The sequence below is a fragment of the Cobetia sp. D5 genome (assembly GCF_035666195.1).
Classification (GTDB): Bacteria; Pseudomonadota; Gammaproteobacteria; order Pseudomonadales; family Halomonadaceae; genus Cobetia; species Cobetia amphilecti.
Genome location: NZ_CP142020.1, coordinates 4,144,685 through 4,166,508 on the forward strand (window position 1 = coordinate 4,144,685; position 21,824 = coordinate 4,166,508).

Sequence of the window (21,824 nt, forward strand, 5' to 3'; positions counted from 1 at the left end):
TTTCCGCCACCGCAACGAAACAACGCCGCCCCGAAGGGCGGCGTTGTTTCGTTGCGGCTTGTGCTCACGGGGGGTTCTTGCCCCGCTTCAGGCCCACATCAGGCAGAAGCCGTCTGCAGCTCGCGGCGCTCATGACGCTGCCCGAGCAGGAAGACGATCAAGCCCGCGATGGCCATCGCCACCCCGACCAGGCCGATGGAGGAATGCGACGGGCCATAGGCGAAGGCCATGCCGCCACACCAGGCGCCCAGCGCATTGGCGATGTTGAAGGCCGCATGATTGAGCGTCGCCGCCATGGTCTGGGCGTCTTCCGCCACATCCATCAGGCGCATCTGCAGCGCCGGTGCCAGCCCGATGCCAGTACCGACCAGCCCGACGAACAGGATGCCGCTCCAGACACCATCGGCGGCGAAGTAGAAGCCGCCCTGCACCAGCGCGCTCCAGATCAGCACGGCAGGAATGGTGCGCATCAGGTCGATATCCGCGGCACGGCTACCGATCAGGTTGCCGATGATGGTGCCTACCCCGAAGACGGCCAGCACCATCGGCACCAGGTTCTGGGACAGCCCGGCCTGGACGTTGAGCGTCTCCACCGCATAGCTGTAGACACTGAACATGCCGCCGAAACCGATGCAGGCGATGCCGAGGGTATAGAGCACCCGCGGCTTGATCAGCGCTGCCAGCTCGGTGAGCGGGGTCGCGTCCTGATTGCCGGCCTGATAGGGCACGAAGCCGCGCACCAACACCGCCGTGGCCAGCGCCAGCAGGCCGACGACGAGGAAGGCGGAATGCCAACCGAACAGGCTGCCGAACCAGGTCGCCGCTGGCGCCCCGATCAGAATCGCCACCGTCAGGCCCATCATCACGCGACCGACGGCCCGTCCGCGCTCACCGGCGGGGGCAGCATCCGCCGCCACCAGGGCCGCGACGCCCAGATAGACACCATGCGGCAGGCCGGCGATGAAGCGCAGCGCGGCAAAGCTGGTCAGCGACGGTGCCAGCAGGCTGGCCACGTTGCTGACCGCGAACAGCAGCATCAGGCCGATCAGCAGCCCGCGACGCGGCAGGCGTGCGCCCAGCGCCGAGATCAGGGGCGCACCGACCACCACGCCCATCGCATAGGCACTGATGGCGTAGCCGACCTGCTGCGAGGACACATTGAAGTCCGCCGCGATATTGGGCATCAGGCCCATGATCACGAATTCGGTAGTGCCGATGGCAAAGGCACCGAGCGCCAGCGCCAGTTCGGCGATGCGCGGATGGCGCGCAACGGGGGAGGCAGACATGTCCGGGTCTCCTGAAACTTGAAAAGGGGGTATCACCCGTGGCCGTACTCAGCCATGGCGCCGCTGTCAGGGGCAGGCCACGGCTGACATTGCCCGCGCATGGCTGGCGCTACGCAGGGCAAAAGACCGCGCGCCATTCATCATCAGCCGGAGGGCGGGAATGAATGGCGCGCGGGACAGGTAACGGGTGATGCGCTCGTGCGCGGCCTCTCTGGCGGAGGCCTGCGGCACGTCTGGCGCTGCTCTATCGACTTATGTACGCGGCTTGCGAAGGACGGTTCACGAACCTCGTCTGGCAAGGCGCGAGGGGAATCACGGGAGTGCGCAAGCTCAGGCCAGCGTGGCGAGGCGGCGGCAAACCCTGTGTCCCTTCAAGACCCCAGGCCGGCGCGAGAACTTGCTGACGCGAGAACTGGCCGACGCTTGAGTGATAACTGAAATATACGACCATTGTTGCAGATAACGCCACGCCAACCCAGCCACTTCGCGACGACAACTGTGATGCCCGAGCTGCAACATTGCATCACGGGACTGTCATGCGCGCGTGCAGCGGAAGCGGGGTGGATTATGCGATAATGCCGCGATTCAGCGACAGCAAGCGGATCACTTCCATGTCTTCGACTTCTTCAGCATCTTCCTCGGCGGCCAGCAACGCACGTGGCACGCTCTACATCATTTCCGCGCCGTCCGGCGCCGGCAAGACCACCCTGGTCAAGGCACTGCTGGAGCGCATGGACGGTATCGGCGTGTCCGTCTCGCACACCACCCGCGGCCAGCGCCCGGGCGAGCAGGATGCCGTCAACTACCACTTCGTGGATGTCGATCACTTCAAGACCATGATCGAGCAGGGCGACTTCTTCGAGCACGCCCAGGTCTTCGACAACTTCTATGGCACCTCGCGTCCGGCGGTCGAAGCTCGCCTGAGCAAGGGCGAGGACGTCATCCTCGAGATCGATTGGCAAGGCGCCCAGCAAGTGCGCGCCCAGGTGCCGGAAGCCGTCTCCATCTTCATCCTGCCGCCGTCGCGTGAAGCGCTGCTCCAGCGTCTGTCCGGCCGTGGTACCGATGGCGAGGACGTGATCGCGCGTCGCATGCGCGATGCGGTCAGCGAGATGTCCCACTACGACGAATACGACCTGATCGTCATCAATGATGACTTCGAGCAGGCTCTCGACGAGCTGTGCGGACTCGTCAATGCCCAGCGTGCGCGTCTGCCGCGCGTGCAGCATCGCCACGCGGCACTGCTCGATTCCCTGCTGGCCGACTGATGACGGCGGCGGGAATCCGGCTGCTCGGTCAGACGCTCAGTCAGCCGCGCGGCCGGCCGTTCTGACAGCAGTTCGGACAGCCTGACAGTCGGGCAGGACTTGCCGGCTTTCGTCCTGATCATGCGCGCTGTGGTCGCGTACGCCGCCGACAGACGCGCCAGGCGAAGGAGTTGATCGCGCCTGACTTGTCATGCAACAACGGCGTCGAGTAGACTCGATTCCCTTTCAGAATCATTGGCCGCTGAGCCGTCTCGCCCCTGGCGGGCCGGCTCAGCGGCATTGTGCTTGCGTCGTGTGCGAGATACTGTCAGATGATCAGGGTAAGTGACCCCTAGCGGTCGCGGCACTCTGCGCTGATTACACGCCGACAGCGAACCCCGAATATCCCGCTATTGATAGGTGCACCGCCATGGCTCGCGTAACCGTAGAAGATTGCCTCGAGAACGTCGACAACCGCTTCCAGCTGGTGATGATCTCCACTCGTCGTGCCCGTCAGCTGTCACGCGGCAGCCGCAACGCCCAACTGCCGTGGGAAAACGACAAGCCCACCGTCCTCGCCCTGCGCGAAGTGGCGGCCGGTCTGGTCGGTCGTGACATCCTGAACGAGCCGGTCGAAGCTCCGATCCAGCGCAAGCCGGTAATGCCGCAGATCGAAGACTGAGCCCACGCTCAACCTGCCGACTGCATGTGTGCTTCCGCACCTCTGCCACTCCCGCCCTCGCGGCCGGAGCACGGGGTGCGGGCCCGGAATCACTCTGAGCCAAGGCCGCTGAATGTTCACGATCGATGACCTGGCAGACCGCCTGGGCGGTTATCTTCCCGAGGAAGAGATCCGTCAGGTTAGGCGCGCCTTCTACTACGCCGAGCAGGCCCACGATGGCCAGCGCCGGCGTTCCGGTGAGCCCTATGTGACCCACCCGCTGGCGGTGGCGAACATTCTCGCCAATATGCACATGGACCATCAGAGCCTGATGGCCGCCATGCTGCACGATGTCATCGAAGACACCAGCGTGACCTTCGAGGCACTGGCAGGCCAGTTCGGCGAACCCGTCGCCCTGCTGGTGGATGGCGTCTCGAAGCTGACCCAGATCACCTTCGAGGACAAGGCCGTCGCCCAGGCCGAGAACTTCCAGAAGATGGTGCTGGCGATGTCCCAGGACATCCGCGTCATCATCGTCAAACTGGCCGACCGTCTCCACAACATGCGTACCCTCGGTGCCCTGCGCCCCGAGAAGAAGCGTCGCATCGCCCGTGAGACGCTCGAGATCTACGCCCGCGTCGCCAACCGTCTCGGTATCAACACCATTCGCGTCGAGCTGGAAGACCTCTCCTTCCAGGCGCTGCACCCGATGCGTTCCGAACGCATCAAGCGTGCCGTCACCGCCGCGCGTGGCAATCGTCGCACCCTGATGCGCGAGATCCAGGCCAGTCTGCAGAACGCGCTGGAGCGCGATCAGCTGCCCGGTTCGGTGATCGGCCGTCAGAAGCATCTGCTGTCCATCTATCGCAAGATGCGTGACCAGCAGAAGCCCTTCAATGAATTGATGGACGTGTTCGGCTTCCGCATCATCACCGATGACGTAGACAGCTGCTATCGCATCCTCGGCGTGGTGCACAATCTCTACAAGCCGGTGCCGGGTCGCTTCAAGGATTACATCGCGATCCCCAAGGCCAACGGCTACCAGAGTCTGCACACCACGCTGTTCGGCATGAACGGCATGCCCATCGAGGTACAGATCCGTACCCGCGAGATGGAAGCGATGGCCAACAACGGCATCGCGGCGCACTGGCTGTACAAGGCCGGCCAGACCGACCGTCCCATCGGCGCCGGCAGCCATGCGCGTGCCCGCGAATGGGTGCGGGGTCTGCTCGAGATGCAGCGCCATGCCGGCAACTCGCTCGAGTTCATCGAGCACGTCAAGAACGACCTCTTCCCCGACGATACCTACGTGTTCACCCCCAAGGGCGACATCATGGAATTGCCGCGCGGTGCGACGGCGGTCGATTTTGCCTATGCGGTGCACACCGATGTCGGCAACAGCTGTATCGCCTGCCGCATCGATCGTCATCTGGCACCGCTATCCTCGCCGCTGGAGAGTGGCCAGACCGTCGAAGTCATCACCGCGCCGGGCGCCAAGCCCAATCTGGCGTGGCTCAACTTCGTCACCACGGCCAAGGCGCGCTCTGCCGTGCGCCATTACCTCAAGCATCAGCAGCGCAGCGAATCCGTGACCCTGGGCCAGCGTCTGCTCAACAAGGCGCTCTCCGGGCTGGACTCTTCCCTCGAGCAACTGCCGCCCAGGCGTCTCGATACGCTGGCCGCGGAGCTGGAGCTGGAAGGTGGGCGTGATGATCTGCTCGAGTCCATCGGGCTCGGCACCCGCGCCGCCTACAGCGTGGCCCAGAGCCTTCTAAGCGACACGACCAGCGCCACGGCGCAGCAGCCCAAGTTCTCGGCCAAGGACGGCAACGTCCAGGCGGAGAACAGTGGCAACAGCCCGATGCAGGTCAGCGGTGGCAACAGCATGGTCACCAGCTACGCGCGCTGCTGTCACCCGCTGCCCGGCGAGCCGATCATGGGCCATCTGTCGGCCGGCAAGGGGCTGGTGGTCCATCGTCAGGAATGCAGCAACATCACCGAACTGGCCAGCGACCCGGAACGCGTCTTCCCGCTGACCTGGGCCGATCAGGTCGAAGGCGACTTCACGGTGGCGCTGCGTATTGAGGCACAGACCCAGCGCGGCCTGATCGCCGAGCTTGCAGAACTGGTCACCGATGCCGAAGCCAATATCGAGCGCATCGGTATCGAGGAACGCGACGCCCATCTGGCCATCGTCAATCTGACGCTGGCCGTGCGTGATCGCATTCATCTGGCGCGCATCATCAAGCGCATGCGCAACCTGTTGCACGTGGAGCGAATCACCCGCGTCCTCAGCTGATCTACCGTACTGGCCGCGTCGTCCGCCACTGGCGGGCGGCGCGGTTTTTGTTTTCAAGGCTGCCGCAGAGCGGCCATCGGACACGTTCTTCTGAACACCCGTGTCGCGGTCAAGGCTGACTGCAGTGCAGGACCTTGACCGCGACCGAACTCGCCGTGGACGGCGAGGCCCTATAACCACAATCGCAACCCGCTGCTGAAGGCCGCCACCGCACAACACTCGCAACCGGCAAGGCTTGAGCGCAGTCACAAGGAGCATGTCATGAGCAATCGCGCGATCATCAACACCGACAAGGCCCCTGCTGCCATCGGTCCGTATTCCCAGGCGATCAAGGCGGGCAACACCGTCTATCTGTCCGGCCAGATTCCGCTGGACCCGCAGACGATGGAAGTCGTCGAAGGCGGTATCGAGGCGCAGGCGCGTCAGGTCTTCACCAACCTGAATGCCGTGTGCGAAGAAGCCGCCGGCAGCCTGGGCGACATCGTCAAGCTCAACCTCTACCTGACCGATCTGGACGACTTCGCGCGCGTCAACGCGGTGATGGAAGAGTTCTTCACCGCGCCCTTCCCGGCGCGTGCCGCGGTTGGCGTCAAGGCGCTGCCCAAGGGCGTGGCCTTCGAAGCCGAAGGCGTGATGGTCATCGGTGACTGAGCACCCGCTCACTGACGATGGCAGGTCACCCGCGAGAAGTGACTGACGCAGAGACGACAGTGCCCGCCCCGGGATTCCGGGGCGGGCACTGTCAGTTGGCGCTTCGCCTGGGCACTGCGTCACTCAATAACTGGCCGCTCGTCAGCCAGTCTCGGCAAGCAACTTATCCACACCCGGTTGAGCGGCTCGGCGCGCAACCACATGTGGATAAGTGAAAGCGGCGGTGATCAGCGGCCCGACAATTCGCTCTTCGGCACCGTCACGCCGTGCTCCTTGAGCACCTCGGCATAGCCTTCGCGGAAGGTCGGGTAACGGAAGGTGTAGCCACTCTCGAGCAACAGGGCATTGCCGCAGCGCTTGCTGGAACGCCGCCGCAGCGGTGACTGGATCACCTCGGTGGACTCGACCTTGAGCTGACGCGCCAACCAGGCCATCACTTCGTGCAGCGGTGCGCCATCGCAGTCGGTGGCCAGATAGATCGGCTCGACCGGCTTGCCCTCGAGGCTCAGCGCGATCAGGTGCGCCAGCACGCCCGCGCAGTCGTCACGGTGGATGCGGTTGGAGTAGAGTGGCGGGTTGCTGGCGGCGATGCGACCATCACGCGCCTGGCGGATCAGCATGTCGCGGCCCGGCCCGTAGATGCCGGAGAAGCGCACCACGGTGCCGTTGAGCGAGGAATCGAGCAGTGCCTGCTCGCCTTCGCGCATCAACTGGCCCGAGAAGCTGGTGGCATCGGTGGGCGACTGCTCGTCGACTTCCTCGCCATCCTTCTGGGCGTAGACGGAGGTCGAGGACACGAACAGCACGCGGGTCGGCGGTTTGGCGCGCGACTCGAGCTCCGTCACCAGCGCCCGAATGCCGTCGACGTAAGCGGCGCGATAGGCCTCTTCGTCGAAACGGTCGGCGCTCAGCACATGTACCACCGTGTCGGCATCTGGCAAGCTGGCCAGTGCACCTTCGGCAGTGATGTCCAATGCCAGCGTCTCGATGCCGAGATCCGCAAGCTTGGACACATCGCGCCTGACACCAATGACATGCTGACCGGCCTTGAGCAGTTCGCGCGCCAGCGCGCTGCCAACGTCGCCACAACCGAGGATGAGACTCGTCTTCTTCACCTTTGCCGTGCTCCTTGGTAAAACGAATCGGTACCCACCGCATCCCAGGATGCCAGTTCCGGGCAGGAATCATGACTCTAACAGAACTCCGCTACATCGTAACCTTGGCCCAGGAGCGTCATTTCGGACGCGCCGCAGAGCGCTGCTTCGTCTCGCAGCCCACCCTGTCGGTGGCCGTCAAGAAGCTTGAGGAAGAGCTGGGAGTCGCACTGTTCGAGCGTTCCAAGTCCACCGTACAGGTCACACCGCTCGGCGAGAAGATCGTTCAGCAGGCTCAGCGCGTGCTGGAGCAGTCCAGCGTGATCAAGGAACTGGCCAATTCCGGCAAGGATCAGCTCTCCAGCCCGTTGCGCATCGGCGCCATCTATACCATTGGACCGTATCTTTTCCCGCACCTGGTGCCGGAACTGACGCGGCGTGCGCCGAAGATGCCGCTCTACATCGAGGAAGGCATGACCGGCGACCTGCGTCGCAAGCTGCGCAATGGCGAGCTGGACGTGATCATCGTCGCACTGCCGTTCACCGAGACCGACGTGCTGACCAAGATCCTCTACGAAGAGCCCTTCGAAGTCCTGCTGCCGGCCGGCCACCCCCTGCTCGAGCAGGACAGCATCGCCAAGGAGCAGCTGATCAACGAGCGTCTTTTGATGCTCGGCGAGGGCCACTGCTTCCGTGATCAGATTCTCGAGGCCTGCCCGGCCATCGGCAATCAGATCAACAACCCCGAGAATACGCTGATCGCCGAAGGCGGCTCGCTGGAAACCATCCGCCACATGGTCGCCTCCGGCCTCGGTATCACCGTGCTGCCCTACTCGGCGACCGGTACCGGTCATTACGAGAGCGGCGTGCTCGAGACGCGTCCCTTCAAGGACCCGGCACCCAGTCGCAGCGTGGCGCTGGCATGGCGTGCCAGCTTCCCGCGCCCCAAGGCCATCGACGTGATCAGTCAGGCGATCGCCGAGTGCTCCAATCGTGCGCGCCAGAGCAATGAGAACGGCATGCAGGGCTCCGCTTCCCAGAGCCACGAACCGGCATGAGCAGGGCGGGCACGGAAGCCTCATCTGCCGGGCCCGCCAGCGCCGGTGTCTTCGCCACCGGCGCGCTGGCCCAACCGCTGGACAGCCTGAGCGGCGTCGGCCCCGCGCTGAGCGAGAAGCTGTCGCGCCTCGGGCTGGAGCGCGTAGCAGACCTGCTGTTCCATCTGCCGCTGCGCTATCAGGACCGGACCCGCGTCACGCCCATCGGCACGCTCAAGAGTGGCATGGAGGCGGTGGTCGAAGGCGAGGTGACGGCCTGTGACATCGTCAAGGGCCGTCGCCGCAGCCTGCTGGTGCGCCTGCGCGATGGCAGCGGCATCCTCAGCCTGCGCTTCTTCCATTTCTCCCCCGCCCAGCAGCAGCAATTCCAGCGTGGCCATAGCGTGCGCTGCTTCGGCGAGGCACGTGCCGGGGCCACCGGTCTCGAGATCTACCATCCGGAATACCGCCTGCTCGGCCAGGGGGCCGCGCCGGTGGAAGACCACCTCACGCCCATCTATCCGGCCACCGAAGGCCTCAATCAGGCGCGCCTGCGTGCCCTGATCGCCCAGGCGCTCAAGCAGCTCGAGGAGACGCCCCATGAGCTGCCGGACCTGATCCCCGAGGCGCTGCGCACGCGCTTTCGCCTGCCCGGCGTGATCGAGTGCCTGCGCTTTCTGCACGAGCCACCGCCGAATGCGCCCGTCGACCAGATGAGCGATGGCGTGCACCCGAGTCAGCGCCGCCTCGCCCAGGAAGAATTGCTCGCCCACCAGCTGAGCCTGCGTCAGGTGCGCGCGCGTATCCAGCAGGATGGCGCGCCCTCGCTGAGCGCCAGTGGCGGCCTCAGCACGCGCTTTCTCGCCCAGCTGCCCTTCTCGCTGACCGGCGCCCAGCATCGCGTGCTGGAAGATGTGCGCCGTGACCTGGCGCGCGAAGTGCCGATGCTGCGTCTGGTGCAGGGCGATGTGGGGTCGGGCAAGACGGTGGTCGCCGCACTGGCGGCACTGATCGCGATCGGCGGCGGCTGTCAGGCGGCCTTGATGGCGCCTACCGAGATTCTCGCCGAGCAGCACTATCGCAACTTCCGCGAATGGCTGGAGCCATTGGGCATCGAGGTGGCGTGGCTGGCCGGCAAGCTCAAGGGCAAGGCGCGGCTGGATGCCAAGGCCGCCATCGCCGATGGCCGGGCACGCATGGTGGTCGGCACGCATGCACTGTTTCAGGCCGATGTGACCTTCCAGCGCCTGGGGCTGGCGATCGTCGATGAGCAGCACCGTTTTGGCGTGCATCAGCGCCTCGCATTGCGGGCGAAGGGGGAAGCCGGTGGCCTGACACCGCATCAGCTGATCATGACCGCGACGCCGATTCCGCGCACCCTGGCGATGAGCGCCTACGCCGACCTCGACCTGTCGGTGATCGACGAGCTGCCGCCGGGGCGCACCCCGGTGCAGACCGTCGCGGTGGCCGACCCGCGCCGACCCGAGGTGGTCGAGCGCATCCGCGCCGCCTGCTCCGAGGGTCGTCAGGCCTATTGGGTGTGTACGCTGATCGAGGAATCCGAGGTGATGACCTGCCAGGCCGCCGAGGTGACGCGTGACGAGCTGACCGAGGCGCTGCCGGAGCTGTCCATCGGCCTGGTCCATGGCCGCATGAAGGCAGCCGAGAAGGCCGAGGTGATGGCGGCGTTCAAGGACGGCGAGCATGACCTGCTGGTGGCGACCACGGTGATCGAGGTCGGGGTCGATGTGCCGAATGCCAGCCTGATGGTAATCGACAATCCCGAGCGTCTCGGCCTGTCGCAGCTGCACCAGCTGCGTGGCCGTGTCGGGCGTGGCAGCACCGAGAGCTTCTGTGTGCTGCTCTATCATCCGCCGCTGTCGCAGCACTCCAAGCAGCGCCTGGCGGTGATGCGCGAGACCACCGACGGCTTCAAGATCGCCGAGAAGGACCTGGAGCTACGCGGGCCAGGCGAAGTGCTGGGCACGCGTCAGACGGGGCTGGCGGGGATGAAGATCGCCGATCTCGAGCGTGACAGTGACCTGATCGCCCCGACCACCACGCTGGCCGATGCCATCCTCAGCGAGGCCCCGCAGGCCGCGGAGCCCCTGATTCGCCGCTGGCTGGGCGAGGCGGCCGGGCAATACGGCGCCGTCTGAGTGCGCCGCCCGCTGCTCACCTGGCGCCCTCAACTATTCAGCCCGGACACTCGATCACTCGGCCCGCCGCGCCAGTCGCTCAGACAGCACTTGTCTTACAGCACTTGTCTTACAGCACTTGTCTTACAGCACTTGTCTTACAGCACTTGTCTTACAGCACTTGTCTTATAGTACAGGTCAGTCAGTACAGGTCAGCTGGCGCGGCTGGCCTTGATCAGCTGGGTGCCGGCGCTTTCCAGCGGCTGCAACAGCCGCAGCACCAGAATCAGCTGTGACAGCGCCAGGCGTCCGGTGGTGGATTCGACCTGCTCGACCTCGGCTTCCAGTGCCGCGATCTCATCTTCGCTGTCCAGCGTGACGGCGATCTCACCGCCCGCCTCCAATTGCTCTCCCAACGCCGTCAGCTGCTGACTCAGGCGCTCGCCATGGCGCAGCAGCGTCTCGATGCCGCTGCTGGCCGAGGCGGTCGATTCCAGCTCACCACGATGCGCTGCCAGCGCCGAGAGATAGCCGAGCACGGTGTGCGCGTGGAGCAGGAAGCCGAAGCCCGGCTCGACATCGCGCCGGAAGTGGCCGGGCTCCTTGCGGGCCGTGGCCAGCAGATTGGAGAAGGCCGCGTCGGCGTTGTGGGCATTGCGGCGTGCCAGGCGGTAGGCCAGATCATCGCGCTTGCCGTGACGATACTGGGACAGCACCTCGCCCAGATAGCGACCGCTGGTCTTGAGGCTGACGCCGGCCTGACGGTAGAGCTTGCGGCCCTGCCAGTCCGGCAGGATCAACACCACCGAAAGCCCGGCCAGCAGGCCACCGACCAGCGTATCGAACAGCCGCGGCCAGATGAGATCGAAGCCATCGCCGACCTGGTTGAAGCACGCCAGCACCATCAGCGTGATGGCGGCGGTGGCCAGGGTATAGCGCGAGCCACGGGTGGCGAAGAACAGCACCCCCGCGACCACGGCGATCCCGGCCTGGATAGTGGGCGCCGGGAACAGACTGATCAGTGCCCAGCCGGCGACCAGACCGATCAGCGTGCCCAGAATCCGCTGCGCCAGCGTGCGGCGCGTATCGCCGTAGCTGGGACGACACACGAACAGCCCGGTCAGCAGAATCCAGTAGCCCTGGGTCGGGTGTACCGCCAGCAGCACGCCATAGCCGGCCACCAGCGTCGCGGTCAGGCGCAGTGCATGGCGGAAGATCGGCGAGCGCGGCGTCAGGTGGCTGCGGATACGCTCGAACATGTCGCGCGTGCCGTGGGGCGAGCGGTCCAGCAGGCTGTTGTCGCTTTCATTGCTGACGGCTTCGAGATCATTCAGGCGCGCGATCTGGCCTTCGATCAGGCGCAGGTTGCTGGCGAGGGCTTCCAGCGCCTGCATCAGATGATGCCACTCGGGCCGCTGTTGTTGCTTGAGATAGACGAGCGAGGCGTTGAGGTCTTCCAGCGCCTGCTGGCTGTCACTGGCATCGAAGGGCTGGCGCATCAACAGCGCCTTGCCAAGCCCGCGACAGGCGCGCCCCTGCTGCTCCAGCAGGCGCTGACAGCGGAACAGGATGTCGTGATGGAAGAAGGCGTCGGTGAGCTGGCCGTAGGGATAATGGCTGGAGCTGGCGCGCTCGTGGAGGTCCTGGGCGATGAAGTAGAGGCGCAGGTAGCGGTCGAGCTTGGTGGTATCGCGCCGCCCGGCGAGGCGCCGGAAGACCATCTCCTTGGTCTGGTTGAGCGCCACCACCACTCGGCCGTTCTGCTCGGCCAGCGCCAGACGCCGGGCAGACTGGTCGACATTGCGCAGCGGCTCGAACAGCTGCGCCTTGAGAATCAGGTAGCGCCCCAGCTCACGGTAGAGCGTCGCCATGCTGTGCTTGAGCGGCTGGCGCGAGAACAGCGCACACCACACGACCGAGAGCAGGCCATACCAGGACGCCCCCACCACCAGCAGCAACGGCTGAACCAGATTGATGCCCAGCCCCGGCTCCCGCAGCCACTCGGGCAGGCTGCGCTCCAGTACCGCGATCTGACCATCTCCATGCTGCTGCTCGAGGCTGATCATGGTGTAGACGGCCAGAATCAACGAGGCGCGCGCGATGGCGCCGTAGCGGGCATCGATGGCGCCCAGCATAGGCATCGCGAAGGTGGCCAGCGCCAGCCCGATCACGAAGGGCAGCGGCATGCCGAATAACAGCTCCACCGAGACGGCGGCGATGCTGAAGCAGGCCAGCGTCATGCCCAGCGCGCGCAGTCGGCCGCGCCAGTGATCATCGGTTTCCGCCAGCCCCGAGGCGATCACGCCCAGAAACAGCGGAATCACCACCGCCATCTCGTCGAGCCAGAACCCCACCGCCATCACGCCGCCCAGCGCGATCAACATGCGCAGCGAATAACTGAAGGCATCCAGCGTCCACAGACGACGCAGGGAGTGCATGAGGGAGTCCAGGAGAGAGCGTGTCATGAAGTGTTCCGTGACCAGGGCGCCGGGCAGCGCATTAGACTTTAGATTTATATCGCTAGCATATCACCCCGTTCTGCCGTGTCCGAGAGCCATGGCGCATGCAAGCGTTGGCAGGCGCGTCGAATGTCGAATCGCCGCGACGTGCCACTCTGAAGACTCCTGACCTCATTGGCTTTCATGGAGAATACCGATGCATCCTCTTATCGAACGCGTCACTGGCTCCCTCGGGCTGTCACCGGAAATCGCCGAGCAGGCGGTCGGCATGGTTCTCAAGTTCGTGCGCGAGCAGGGGCCGGATGGCCCGGCCGCCTCACTGCTGGGCGCCATTCCGGGGGCGGAAGGCCTGATCGGCAGCGCAGGCGAGGAAGCCGCCGAGTCCGGTGGCGGTGGCCTCATGGGCGGCCTGATGGGCGCCGTCAGCGCCTTCACCGGCGGCAGCGGTGGCGGTGCGCTGGAACTGGGCCAGAAGCTGATGGGGCTGGACCTGAACATGGACCAGGCGCGCGGCGTGGCCGATGAGACGCTGAGCTATGCCCGCGAAGAAGCCGGCGATGGCGTGGTCGACCAGGTGCTCGAAGGCATTCCGGGCCTCAAGCAGTTGCTGTGACGCCTCGAGGGCGTTGAGAGGGTCTTCTCGAACAGCCCCTCGCAAGTAAAGGCTCGCGACAACTGCTCGTGACAACAGCTCGTGACAAAACAGAACGCCCCGCTGATTCTCTCAGCGGGGCGTCTTTCGTTCATGCAGGCACGGCACAGGGTCATTCAGCGAATGCGCTTGAGCAATGACTGCAAGCGGTTGAGCTGGGCCGAATCGCCGACCAGCCGCACGCGCTGGTCCATCAGACCTTGCAGGAAGGCACGCGGCGAGGGCTTGAGCAGAAAGGTCACCGCACTGTCGCTATCGGCGAAGCGCAGCTCAAGCTCGGTATCCACCGGCAGGCCACTGCCGGTGGTGACGCCCGCGTGGGACATGCGGTAGTGACGCGCGATGCTCATGTCTTCGGTCGCGACACCCCAGTCCAGCGGACGCTTTTCCAGCTCGGCACGAAATTCGGGGTCACGCTTGAAGGCCCGCTTGAGCAGCAGACCCAGCACCCACAGCAATATCTTGAGCTTCATGGTGTCATTCCTTGAATCGCGAAGCGTCGGTCACGCAGGCCATATGAAAATGCCACCGGCCCCGCAGGGCGGAACCGGTGGCATCAGCATGACAGCCGACAGGGCTTTTGATGACGACGATTGAAAGCCATGGCGACAGCCACCCCGGGTCTGCGCTGAAGCACGAGCCGAGGTTACTTGGTCACTGCATCCTTCAACGACTTGCCGGGTTTGAAGGCAACGGTCTTGCTGGCCGGGATGGTCAGCGGCTTGCCTGTCTGAGGGTTCTTGCCGGTACGCGCCGCACGCTGGCGCACGGTGAATGACCCGAAGCCGATCAGTGAGACGTCATTGCCTTTGGCCACGGTATGAGTGATCTCGTCGAGAATCACGTTCAGTACCTGACTGGCCTTGTCCTTGGATAGATCCGCACGCTCGGCGATGGCCGCAGCGAGTTCTGGCTTGCGCATGAAAAGCCCTCCTGGTTTGGCATTCTGCACGGGCGGCCAAGCCGCCGTTTCCATTGTTGTTCTTGCACTTGCTAGCGGTGGCGTATGGCGGCGACGCAATCCGCTCCCGGCAAGCTTTGCCGTATCAAACCTGTCGATGACAGCATTCTGTCAGACTCCGCCCGCTGAGCAGCATGTCTGACGGAGCATTCACTATCGTGCCTGACCGCGCTGGCAGCAAGGGATTTACGACCATCGATCATGGCATCGCCTAGCCTAGCAACGGCGGCGCCTGCCGCGCTAGCTCGACTTTCCTGCGAACGGCGGCGCCTGTCAACGCATATCCAATCAAGCGTTCGTTCATATCCAGTGCACGCGCTTCGAGGTCATCGCCTTCACCGTTGATTTCCCAGCGCGCCACGGCCGAACGCGGCGGATAGGCCACCACCGGCAAGGCCGGTGTCTTGACCAGCACCGGCCACGCCTTCCAGTCGAGCACGCTCGGCTCACCACACAGGTTGGCCGCCAGGGTGCGCGCGGCCATCTGCAGCGGCTGGACATACATGGCATTGACGCCCTCGACACTGGCGCAATCGCCCAGCGCCCAGATATGCGGCTGTGAGGTGGCCAGGTGGCGGTCGACACGGATGCCGTCGCCGCCGGCGCTCAGGCCCGCGGCCCGCGCCAGACGAATGCGCGGCGCCAGCCCGGTGGCCAGCAGAACCACGGAGCCCGTCAGGCGACGACCGCTCTGCAGACGCACCTCGACCGGCGCGGCCTGACGTTCGGCCTCCTCGCCTGAGCTGGCGGCGATGGTCTCGACCATCTCGCCCTGGCGACGCGTCACACCGAGCCCATCCAGCGCCGCGCCCAGACGCTGCCCCAGTGCTTGCGGCAGCAGCCCATCCAGCGGAGTTTCCTCCGGCGCGACCAGCGTGACGCGGTGGCCGGCGGCCGTCAGATCATTGGCGTATTCACAGCCGACCAGTCCGGCACCGACAATCACCACATGCCCGTCTTCCCCGCGCTCGCGGGCCTTCGCCAGCGTCGCGCAGAAGGCCGCATAGTCGTCGAGGTCATTGATGCTCTGCACGCGCGAAGCCACTTCCGCGGCGACGGGGAAGGGACGACGCGGCGCGGCGCCGAGTGCCAGCACCAGCTCGTCATAGGCCAGACACTCCTCGCCCAGCCATAGCTGGCAGGCATCACCGTCGATGGCGGTGACGCGTTGTTGGGTACGCAGCTCGGCATTCAGCTCGTCCACCAGCGCCACCGGCGCCTGACGCGACAGGTCGGTGGCCGACATCTTCTTGGCAAAGGCGGTGGACAGCATCGGCTTGGCGTAATCGTGGCCGCTGTCCTGGCTGATGAGGATCAGCCGGCTGTCCTTGTCACGCGCACGCAGCGCGCGCGCCAGACCAATGCCCGCCATGCCGGTACCAATGATGACAAGGGTGCGAGGGTCGCGCATGGCACCATCTCCTGAGATCGATCCGAGGGAAGCGCTGATGAAAGAGCGCCAGCAGCGTCCGTCATGAACGCCGATGAATGCGCCCAGCATACCAGCCCGCCAGCAGTGCAGGCATGCCTGAGCGGGAGGCCTTGCCGCCCGGCCATGCTAGACTCGCCATTTCGTCATCCTGACAGGGAATTCACCGTGGTCCGATGCCCAGCAGGCGAGCCTCATCGCGCAGCGCTCACGCCACAGACCTCCACCTGTGAGGCGCCTCATCCGTCAACCGAGTCCCTGTGCCAGCCTGCGCCTCGCTGGCCTTCGCCCACGCGCGCGGCACCCGCTGCTTCGGCGGCGGTGCGCCGTCATTGGCAGCCGGCTGCCGCGCTGCAAGGGGTCATGCCGGCCGGCTGGTGGGCGTGGCTCTCCTCGACGGACTCGCTGACCCAGCGTCTTGCCAGCGCCATGCAACAGCAGGATGAACGCGATGGCCAGTCCATTCAGGGCCTGCGCGTGCGCCTGCTGCTGCAGGACACCGGCCCCGCGCGGCTGGATGAGGCACGCCTGCTGGGCATCGGCCCACGCCGGCATGTCTGGCGGCGCGAAGTGGCACTCTGTCATGGCGATACGCCATGGGTGATCGCACGCTCGCTGGCGGCGCTGGACCTGGCCCACGGTCATCGCCTCTCGACGCTGGGCGAACGCTCGCTGGGCCATTGGCTGTTTCGCCAGCCCGACCTGACCCGCAGCGCCATCGATGTCAGCCGCGCCCCGCTGGTGCTTTCGAGCCCCAGGCCGCTGGCCCGCACCACCAGCCTGTGGATGCGCCGGTCGATGTTCTCGCATGGTCGCTTCAAGGTGCTGGTGCAGGAGGGCTTCACGCCGGCCTTCCAGCACGCGCTGCAGCTGGCCTGAGCCTTGCTGGCCGACTGGCCTCATTTCTCTCTTCCCTTGCCCACTACCACCCGCCCAGGAGCCCCGATGACCGCGTCATCCACTTCCGCCGCTTCGCGTCCTTCCAGACTGGCCGACTACCTCGCCCTGACACGGCTGGACCGCCCCATCGGCACCTGGCTGCTGATGTGGCCGACCCTGTGGGCACTGTGGCTGGCGGCAGATGGCATTCCCGAGCGCACGACCCTACTGATCTTCATCGCCGGGGTCTATCTGATGCGCGCCGCCGGCTGCGTGATCAACGACTACGCCGACCGCCATTGGGACAAGCATGTCGAGCGCACGCGAGATCGGCCGCTGACCTCGGGTCGCATTTCGGAGCGCGAGGCGCTGACGCTGTTCGGGGGGCTGGTCGCGGCCGCCTTCGTGCTGGTGTGCTTCACCAACCTGACCACGGTGCTGCTGTCGATCGTCGCCGTGCTGCTGGCGGCCAGCTACCCGTTCATGAAGCGCTTCCATCATCTGCCTCAGGTGGTGCTGGGCGCCGCCTTCGGCTGGGCGATTCCGATGGCGTTCGCCGCGACGCTGGAGGAGGTGCCAACCTACGGCTGGTGGCTGTTCGCGGCCAACCTGATGTGGACGGTGGCCTACGACACCGCCTATGCGATGGTCGATCGCAACGACGACCTCAAGGTGGGCATCAAGTCCACCGCCGTGCTGTTCGGGCGTGCCGACAAGCTGATGATCGGCCTGTTGCAGCTGGGCATGCTGGTGATGTTGATCGGCATCGGCCTGCACCTGGCGCTGGGCATCTTCTACTGGCTGGGGCTGGCTGCCGCCGCCGTCACCTTCGTCTGGCAGCAACGTCTGATCCGTGAGCGTGAGCGTGCGCCCTGCTTCCAGGCGTTCCTCAACAATCATTGGACGGGGCTGCTGATCTTCGCCGGTATCGCCCTGGCGACCTGGCCGATGAGCTGACTCCTGCATAAACATTAGTATTATTTAAATTAAAGCGACCCCTGCCCTCTGTTGCTTCCCAGCCCACGGATCATGCCTGCCTGCCGCGCCTCCAAGGTGGCTGGCAGGCTTGCGTGCAAGCTGCCATGCTGGCAGTTGTCATCTCGTTGTCATATAAGCGGGTTGTAATCGTCATCGACTTGTCATTCTGGCGCGTGCGCCGACTGCTGCATGGGATCTAGCGATGAGCTCCAAGACCGTACTGATTGTCGACGATGAATCCTCGATTCGCGAGATGATCGCCGTTGCCCTCGAAATGGCGGATTACCGCGTGCTGGAGGCAGACAATGCCCAGGACGCCCACGCCATCGTCGTCGATGAAAAGCCCGATCTGCTGTTGCTGGACTGGATGATGCCGGGCACCAGTGGCCTGGAGCTCGCGCGGCGTCTCAAGCGTGACGAGACCACCTCGGAGCTGCCGATCATCCTGTTGACCGCCAAGGGCGAGGAAGACAACAAGATTCAAGGCCTGGAAGCCGGTGCCGACGACTACATCACCAAGCCCTTCTCGCCGCGCGAGCTGGTCGCCCGTCTCAAGGCCGTGCTGCGTCGCACCACTCCCAAGGGGGTCGAGGAGGCGGTGGAAGTCGAAGGCCTGATGCTCGACCCGGCCAGCCACCGCGTCACCGCCCACGGCAACTCGCTGGATGTCGGCCCGACCGAATATCGCCTGCTGCAGTTCTTCATGACGCATCAGGAGCGTGCCTACACGCGCAGCCAGCTGCTCGATCAGGTATGGGGCGGCAACGTCTATGTCGAGGAGCGCACCGTGGACGTGCACATCCGTCGCCTGCGCAAGGCGCTGGGCACAGGCCATCAGCATCTGATCCAGACCGTCCGCGGCACCGGTTACCGCTTCAGCGCTCAGGCCTGAGGGATTCATGCGCTATTGGACCAACGAGCTATGGCGCCTCGGCTACCTTGCCGGTGGCTTCGGCCTGATCGGTGGCCTGCTGGGCCATCTGGGCTGGGGCCTGGCGCTGGGCCTTTCGCTGTATCTGTTCGTCCATCTCAAGCACTTGAAGAGCCTCTACACCTGGCTGATCACCAATCCCCATGAAGAGCCGCCGCCCGGCGATGGCGTCTGGGGAGACCTGCTCGATCGCCTTTACCGCTACCAGAAGGGCCAGCGTCAGGCTCAGGAGCGACTGCGCAGCATCCTCAACCGTATCCAGGAATCCTCCGAGGCCATGCGCGACGGCCTGGTGATGCTGGACAACCACGGTGACATGGAATGGTGGAACAGCGCTGCCGAGCAGCTGGTCGGTCTCAAGGCCAGCCACGACCGTGGCCAGCACATCACCAACTATCTGCGTGACCCCGTCTTCATCGACTACTTCAATCGGCTGGCCTACCGCGAGCCGCTGACACTCCAGTCGCCGCTGTCTGACAACCTGACGCTGCAGATCTCCATCACCCTGTTCGGTGACAACGAGCGTCTGGTCATGCTGCGTGACGTCACCCGCCTCTATCGTCTTGAAGAGATGCGCCGCGACTTCGTGGCCAATGTCTCCCATGAGCTGCGCACGCCGCTGACGGTACTGGCCGGCTATCTCGAGACCTACTCCGATTACGCCGATGACCTGCCACCGCGCTGGCAGCGTGGACTGGGCCAGATGCAGAGCCAGACCGATCGCATGCAGCACCTGGTCGAGGACCTGCTGACCCTGTCACGCCTGGAAACCGACGAGCTGTCCGACAATGGTCGCTGCATCGACATGAGCGCCCTGCTCGGCCATATCCGCGACGACGCCGAAGGCCTGTCCCAGGGGCGCCACACCTTCTCCATCGAGGCCGATGCCAGCCTGTCACTGCGCGGTGAGGAGCAGGAGCTGCGCAGCGCGATCTCGAATCTGGTCTTCAATGCGGTGCGCTACACCCCCGAAGACTGTCACATCACCCTGCGCTGGAAGGCGGATGACCAGGGCCTGCTGGTCGAGGTGGAAGATGACGGGGACGGCATCGACCCGGTGCACCTGCCGCGTCTGACCGAGCGCTTCTACCGCATCGACAAGGGCCGCAGCACCGCCACGGGAGGCACCGGCCTCGGGCTTGCCATCGTCAAGCATGTGCTGATTCGTCATCAGGGCCATCTGGAGATCGACAGCCACCCCGGCGAGGGTGCGCGCTTCCGCTGTCACTTCCCCGACGAGCGAGCCTGTCAGGCGAGAGCTCCCCAGGCCAGCAGTGAGCTAGCCCAGTGATGGGCTGATTCAGTGATGGACGCCAGCCCAACGCAGAACGCCCCGCAGCCACCTCGAAAGGAGGCGACTGCGGGGCGTTTCGTTTGGTCAATCAGACGACGCTGCGGCTATTTCAGCGACGTGCCAACTTAGCGACGAGTCAGTTCAGCGACAAGCCAGCTCTGCGACAGGCTGTCTCAACGACGCGGCGCCGGCAACTGACGGTAGTGGCTCTGCCACATCAGTACCGCCCCGGCGACGGCGCCCGGGATGAACAGCAGATTGGCCAGCGGCACCAGCGTCATGACGAACACCGCGGCGCCGAAGGTCAGTGAGGGCCACCAGCGCGCCTTGAGGCGCTGCTTCATGTCACCGAAGCTGACCTGATGGTTGTCCATCGGGTAGTCGAGGTACTGGATCGACATGCTCCAGGCCGAGAACAGTCCCCACAACAGCGGCGAGAGCAGGTTCAGGCCCGGGATGAAGCCGATGATGAACAGCGCGATCATGCGCGGGATGAAGTAGCCCAGCTTGGCCATTTCACGCCCCAGCGAGTCGACGCCGATCTTCATCAGGCCACGATCATCGTCGATCAGGGTGCCATCCAGACGATGCTCGACCTTCTCGGCCAGAATGCCGTAGAAGGGCGCGGCGATCAGGTTGGTCACCAGGCTGAAGGTGAAGAACACCACCAGCAACAGACTCACCACCAGCACCGGCCAGATCAACCAGCTGAGCCACTCCAGCCACGCCGGTACCTTGAGCATCCAGTAATCGATCCAGCCACCGAACTGGTTGAACAACACCCACAGCGTGATGCTGTAGAGCACCAGGTTGATCGCCAGCGGTACGAATACGAAGCGGCGCAGCCCGGGGGTATAGACCATGCGGGTCCCGCGGACCAGCGCCGATACGGCATCAATCATGCGACGTCCTCGTCATCTCAAAAGAACCGGCCAGCCAGCGGGCTGACCGGAGCCACACCCTAGCACTCCCGCCTGCGCGGCGCAGCTGTCGGCCGCCTGACACCGCTCGCGCTCCCACGACGCAATCGCCCCGCGGCCTGCCGGTGGGCAGGTGCGGGGCGAAAGAGGCGACACAGGGGCAGGGAAGCGCGTCAGCTCACTTCTTGTCCAGGTCCTGCGGCTTCAGATCATGGGTATCGGTGTGACGCACGTCCACGCCCTTGACCAGGAAGATGACGTACTCGGCCAGGTTGTCGGCGTGGTCACCGATGCGCTCCAGCGCACGCAGAATCCACATCACGTTGAGCACCGGCGTGATCTGGCGCGCATCTTCCATCATGAAGGTCATCAGCGAGCGCATCGCGCTCTGATATTCCAGATCCACCGAGGCATCTTCACGCAGCACCTTGAGGGCAAGGTCGGTATCGAAGCGCGCGAAGGCCGTCAGGGAGTCACGCACCATGCTGCGCACGTGCTGGCTGAGATGACGCACCTCGACCATGCCGCGCGGGCTCTGGCCATTCTCGACCAGCGAGATGGCGTTGCGTGCGATCTTGCTCGATTCATCGCCGATACGCTCGAGATCGGAGGTGGCGCGGATGACGGCCAGCACCAGGCGCAGGTCGGAAGCCGCCGGCTGACGGCGGGCCAGCACCCGGGTGCACTCGTCATCGATCTTGAGCTGCATGTCGTTGACAGCCTTGTCGTTGTCGCGCACCCGCGTGGCGGTTTCACTGTCGCCTTCCAGCAATGCCGTGACGGCATCCTGCAGCTGCTTCTCTACCAGTCCGCCCATGGCCAGCAGGTGTGTCTTCAGTGCATCCAGCTCGTGATTGAACTGCTCTGAGATATGCTTGCCGTGCGAATCGCTGGTGATATCCATTTCC

Annotated in this window: 19 protein-coding genes; 11 read left to right on the forward strand and 8 right to left on the reverse strand. The window is 64.9% G+C overall.

What is annotated here, in order from left to right:
• Positions 1 to 98: 98 nt before the first annotated feature.
• Positions 99 to 1,286 (reverse strand): MFS transporter, encoded by a 1,188-nt coding sequence (locus tag U0O11_RS17220; RefSeq protein WP_043331757.1) that lies wholly within the window; start codon positions 1,284 to 1,286, stop codon positions 99 to 101.
• A gap of 611 nt (positions 1,287 to 1,897) precedes the next feature.
• On the opposite strand from U0O11_RS17220, the gene gmk reads away from it, so the two are divergent.
• From gmk to U0O11_RS17240, 4 genes are all read left to right on the forward strand, one after another.
• Positions 1,898 to 2,554 carry a guanylate kinase gene (gene gmk / locus U0O11_RS17225; protein ID WP_303568629.1) on the forward strand — a complete coding sequence of 219 codons (657 nt, stop codon included), beginning with the start codon at positions 1,898 to 1,900 and terminating at the stop codon, positions 2,552 to 2,554.
• A 409-nt stretch (positions 2,555 to 2,963) separates the two neighbouring features.
• Positions 2,964 to 3,215, forward strand: coding sequence for a DNA-directed RNA polymerase subunit omega (gene rpoZ / locus U0O11_RS17230; RefSeq protein ID WP_043331755.1), 252 nt, complete (start codon positions 2,964 to 2,966; stop codon positions 3,213 to 3,215).
• 112 nt (positions 3,216 to 3,327) lie between these two features.
• A complete protein-coding gene (locus U0O11_RS17235; RefSeq protein WP_192838998.1) occupies positions 3,328 to 5,493 on the forward strand; it encodes a RelA/SpoT family protein in 2,166 nt (721 codons plus the stop codon).
• 261 nt (positions 5,494 to 5,754) lie between these two features.
• Positions 5,755 to 6,144 carry a RidA family protein gene (locus tag U0O11_RS17240; RefSeq protein ID WP_043331752.1) on the forward strand — a complete coding sequence of 130 codons (390 nt, stop codon included), beginning with the start codon at positions 5,755 to 5,757 and terminating at the stop codon, positions 6,142 to 6,144.
• A 227-nt stretch (positions 6,145 to 6,371) separates the two neighbouring features.
• On the opposite strand, the gene U0O11_RS17245 is transcribed toward U0O11_RS17240, so the two are convergent.
• Positions 6,372 to 7,259, reverse strand: coding sequence for an SDR family oxidoreductase (locus U0O11_RS17245; RefSeq protein WP_043331750.1), 888 nt, complete (start codon positions 7,257 to 7,259; stop codon positions 6,372 to 6,374).
• Between the two features lie 71 nt (positions 7,260 to 7,330).
• On the opposite strand from U0O11_RS17245, the gene U0O11_RS17250 reads away from it, so the two are divergent.
• The gene (locus U0O11_RS17250) at positions 7,331 to 8,296 is read left to right on the forward strand and encodes a hydrogen peroxide-inducible genes activator (RefSeq protein ID WP_052384315.1); all 966 of its coding nucleotides are present in this window, start codon (positions 7,331 to 7,333) and stop codon (positions 8,294 to 8,296) included.
• Complete coding sequence (gene recG / locus U0O11_RS17255; RefSeq protein ID WP_324690890.1) at positions 8,293 to 10,434, forward strand: ATP-dependent DNA helicase RecG; 2,142 nt, start codon at positions 8,293 to 8,295, stop codon at positions 10,432 to 10,434. Before U0O11_RS17250 ends, recG begins: the two co-directional genes overlap by 4 nt.
• A gap of 191 nt (positions 10,435 to 10,625) precedes the next feature.
• Here recG and yccS read toward each other — a convergent pair whose 3' ends face one another.
• On the reverse strand, positions 10,626 to 12,878 hold the full coding sequence (gene yccS / locus U0O11_RS17260) for a YccS family putative transporter (protein WP_043331749.1): 2,253 nt from the start codon (positions 12,876 to 12,878) through the stop codon (positions 10,626 to 10,628).
• Positions 12,879 to 13,068: 190 nt separating this feature from the next.
• Between yccS and U0O11_RS17265 the strand changes: the two genes are divergently transcribed.
• Positions 13,069 to 13,485, forward strand: coding sequence for a DUF2780 domain-containing protein (locus U0O11_RS17265; protein WP_054556347.1), 417 nt, complete (start codon positions 13,069 to 13,071; stop codon positions 13,483 to 13,485).
• Between the two features lie 155 nt (positions 13,486 to 13,640).
• On the opposite strand, the gene U0O11_RS17270 is transcribed toward U0O11_RS17265, so the two are convergent.
• The 3 genes from U0O11_RS17270 to U0O11_RS17280 form a co-directional block, all read right to left on the reverse strand.
• Complete coding sequence (locus U0O11_RS17270; protein ID WP_324690893.1) at positions 13,641 to 13,997, reverse strand: hypothetical protein; 357 nt, start codon at positions 13,995 to 13,997, stop codon at positions 13,641 to 13,643.
• Between the two features lie 173 nt (positions 13,998 to 14,170).
• Complete coding sequence (locus U0O11_RS17275) at positions 14,171 to 14,446, reverse strand: HU family DNA-binding protein (RefSeq protein ID WP_024952843.1); 276 nt, start codon at positions 14,444 to 14,446, stop codon at positions 14,171 to 14,173.
• Positions 14,447 to 14,696: 250 nt separating this feature from the next.
• On the reverse strand, positions 14,697 to 15,896 hold the full coding sequence (locus U0O11_RS17280; RefSeq protein WP_324690896.1) for an NAD(P)/FAD-dependent oxidoreductase: 1,200 nt from the start codon (positions 15,894 to 15,896) through the stop codon (positions 14,697 to 14,699).
• Between the two features lie 339 nt (positions 15,897 to 16,235).
• Between U0O11_RS17280 and U0O11_RS17285 the strand changes: the two genes are divergently transcribed.
• From U0O11_RS17285 to phoR, 4 genes are all read left to right on the forward strand, one after another.
• The gene (locus tag U0O11_RS17285; protein WP_324692532.1) at positions 16,236 to 16,793 is read left to right on the forward strand and encodes a chorismate--pyruvate lyase family protein; all 558 of its coding nucleotides are present in this window, start codon (positions 16,236 to 16,238) and stop codon (positions 16,791 to 16,793) included.
• 66 nt (positions 16,794 to 16,859) lie between these two features.
• Entirely contained in the window at positions 16,860 to 17,750 is an 891-nt protein-coding gene (gene ubiA, locus U0O11_RS17290; protein WP_279836526.1) for a 4-hydroxybenzoate octaprenyltransferase, read from the forward strand.
• A 223-nt stretch (positions 17,751 to 17,973) separates the two neighbouring features.
• Positions 17,974 to 18,663, forward strand: coding sequence for a phosphate regulon transcriptional regulator PhoB (gene phoB, locus U0O11_RS17295; RefSeq protein WP_043331741.1), 690 nt, complete (start codon positions 17,974 to 17,976; stop codon positions 18,661 to 18,663).
• 7 nt (positions 18,664 to 18,670) lie between these two features.
• Positions 18,671 to 19,993 (forward strand): phosphate regulon sensor histidine kinase PhoR, encoded by a 1,323-nt coding sequence (phoR, locus tag U0O11_RS17300; RefSeq protein WP_324690899.1) that lies wholly within the window; start codon positions 18,671 to 18,673, stop codon positions 19,991 to 19,993.
• A 176-nt stretch (positions 19,994 to 20,169) separates the two neighbouring features.
• Here the strand turns inward: phoR and cysZ are convergent, their stop codons facing one another.
• Both cysZ and phoU read right to left on the reverse strand, forming a co-directional pair.
• The gene (gene cysZ / locus U0O11_RS17305; protein ID WP_043331739.1) at positions 20,170 to 20,898 is read right to left on the reverse strand and encodes a sulfate transporter CysZ; all 729 of its coding nucleotides are present in this window, start codon (positions 20,896 to 20,898) and stop codon (positions 20,170 to 20,172) included.
• Between the two features lie 196 nt (positions 20,899 to 21,094).
• Entirely contained in the window at positions 21,095 to 21,820 is a 726-nt protein-coding gene (gene phoU / locus U0O11_RS17310; RefSeq protein WP_043331737.1) for a phosphate signaling complex protein PhoU, read from the reverse strand.
• Positions 21,821 to 21,824: the final 4 nt, after the last annotated feature.

Bases quoted from the DNA above. Each gene is read 5' to 3' on its own strand.
- gmk (WP_303568629.1), top strand. From the start codon at position 1,898: ATGTCTTCGACTTCTTCAGCATCTTCCTCGGCGGCCAGCAACGCACGT.
- yccS (WP_043331749.1), bottom strand. From the start codon at position 12,878: ATGACACGCTCTCTCCTGGACTCCCTCATGCACTCCCTGCGTCGTCTG.
- cysZ (WP_043331739.1), bottom strand. From the start codon at position 20,898: ATGATTGATGCCGTATCGGCGCTGGTCCGCGGGACCCGCATGGTCTAT.
- phoU (WP_043331737.1), bottom strand. From the start codon at position 21,820: ATGGATATCACCAGCGATTCGCACGGCAAGCATATCTCAGAGCAGTTC.
- phoB (WP_043331741.1), top strand. From the start codon at position 17,974: ATGAGCTCCAAGACCGTACTGATTGTCGACGATGAATCCTCGATTCGC.
- U0O11_RS17240 (WP_043331752.1), top strand. From the start codon at position 5,755: ATGAGCAATCGCGCGATCATCAACACCGACAAGGCCCCTGCTGCCATC.
- phoR (WP_324690899.1), top strand. From the start codon at position 18,671: ATGCGCTATTGGACCAACGAGCTATGGCGCCTCGGCTACCTTGCCGGT.
- U0O11_RS17270 (WP_324690893.1), bottom strand. From the start codon at position 13,997: ATGAAGCTCAAGATATTGCTGTGGGTGCTGGGTCTGCTGCTCAAGCGG.
- U0O11_RS17280 (WP_324690896.1), bottom strand. From the start codon at position 15,896: ATGCGCGACCCTCGCACCCTTGTCATCATTGGTACCGGCATGGCGGGC.
- U0O11_RS17235 (WP_192838998.1), top strand. From the start codon at position 3,328: ATGTTCACGATCGATGACCTGGCAGACCGCCTGGGCGGTTATCTTCCC.
- rpoZ (WP_043331755.1), top strand. From the start codon at position 2,964: ATGGCTCGCGTAACCGTAGAAGATTGCCTCGAGAACGTCGACAACCGC.
- U0O11_RS17265 (WP_054556347.1), top strand. From the start codon at position 13,069: ATGCATCCTCTTATCGAACGCGTCACTGGCTCCCTCGGGCTGTCACCG.
- ubiA (WP_279836526.1), top strand. From the start codon at position 16,860: ATGACCGCGTCATCCACTTCCGCCGCTTCGCGTCCTTCCAGACTGGCC.
- U0O11_RS17220 (WP_043331757.1), bottom strand. From the start codon at position 1,286: ATGTCTGCCTCCCCCGTTGCGCGCCATCCGCGCATCGCCGAACTGGCG.
- U0O11_RS17275 (WP_024952843.1), bottom strand. From the start codon at position 14,446: ATGCGCAAGCCAGAACTCGCTGCGGCCATCGCCGAGCGTGCGGATCTA.
- recG (WP_324690890.1), top strand. From the start codon at position 8,293: ATGAGCAGGGCGGGCACGGAAGCCTCATCTGCCGGGCCCGCCAGCGCC.
- U0O11_RS17250 (WP_052384315.1), top strand. From the start codon at position 7,331: ATGACTCTAACAGAACTCCGCTACATCGTAACCTTGGCCCAGGAGCGT.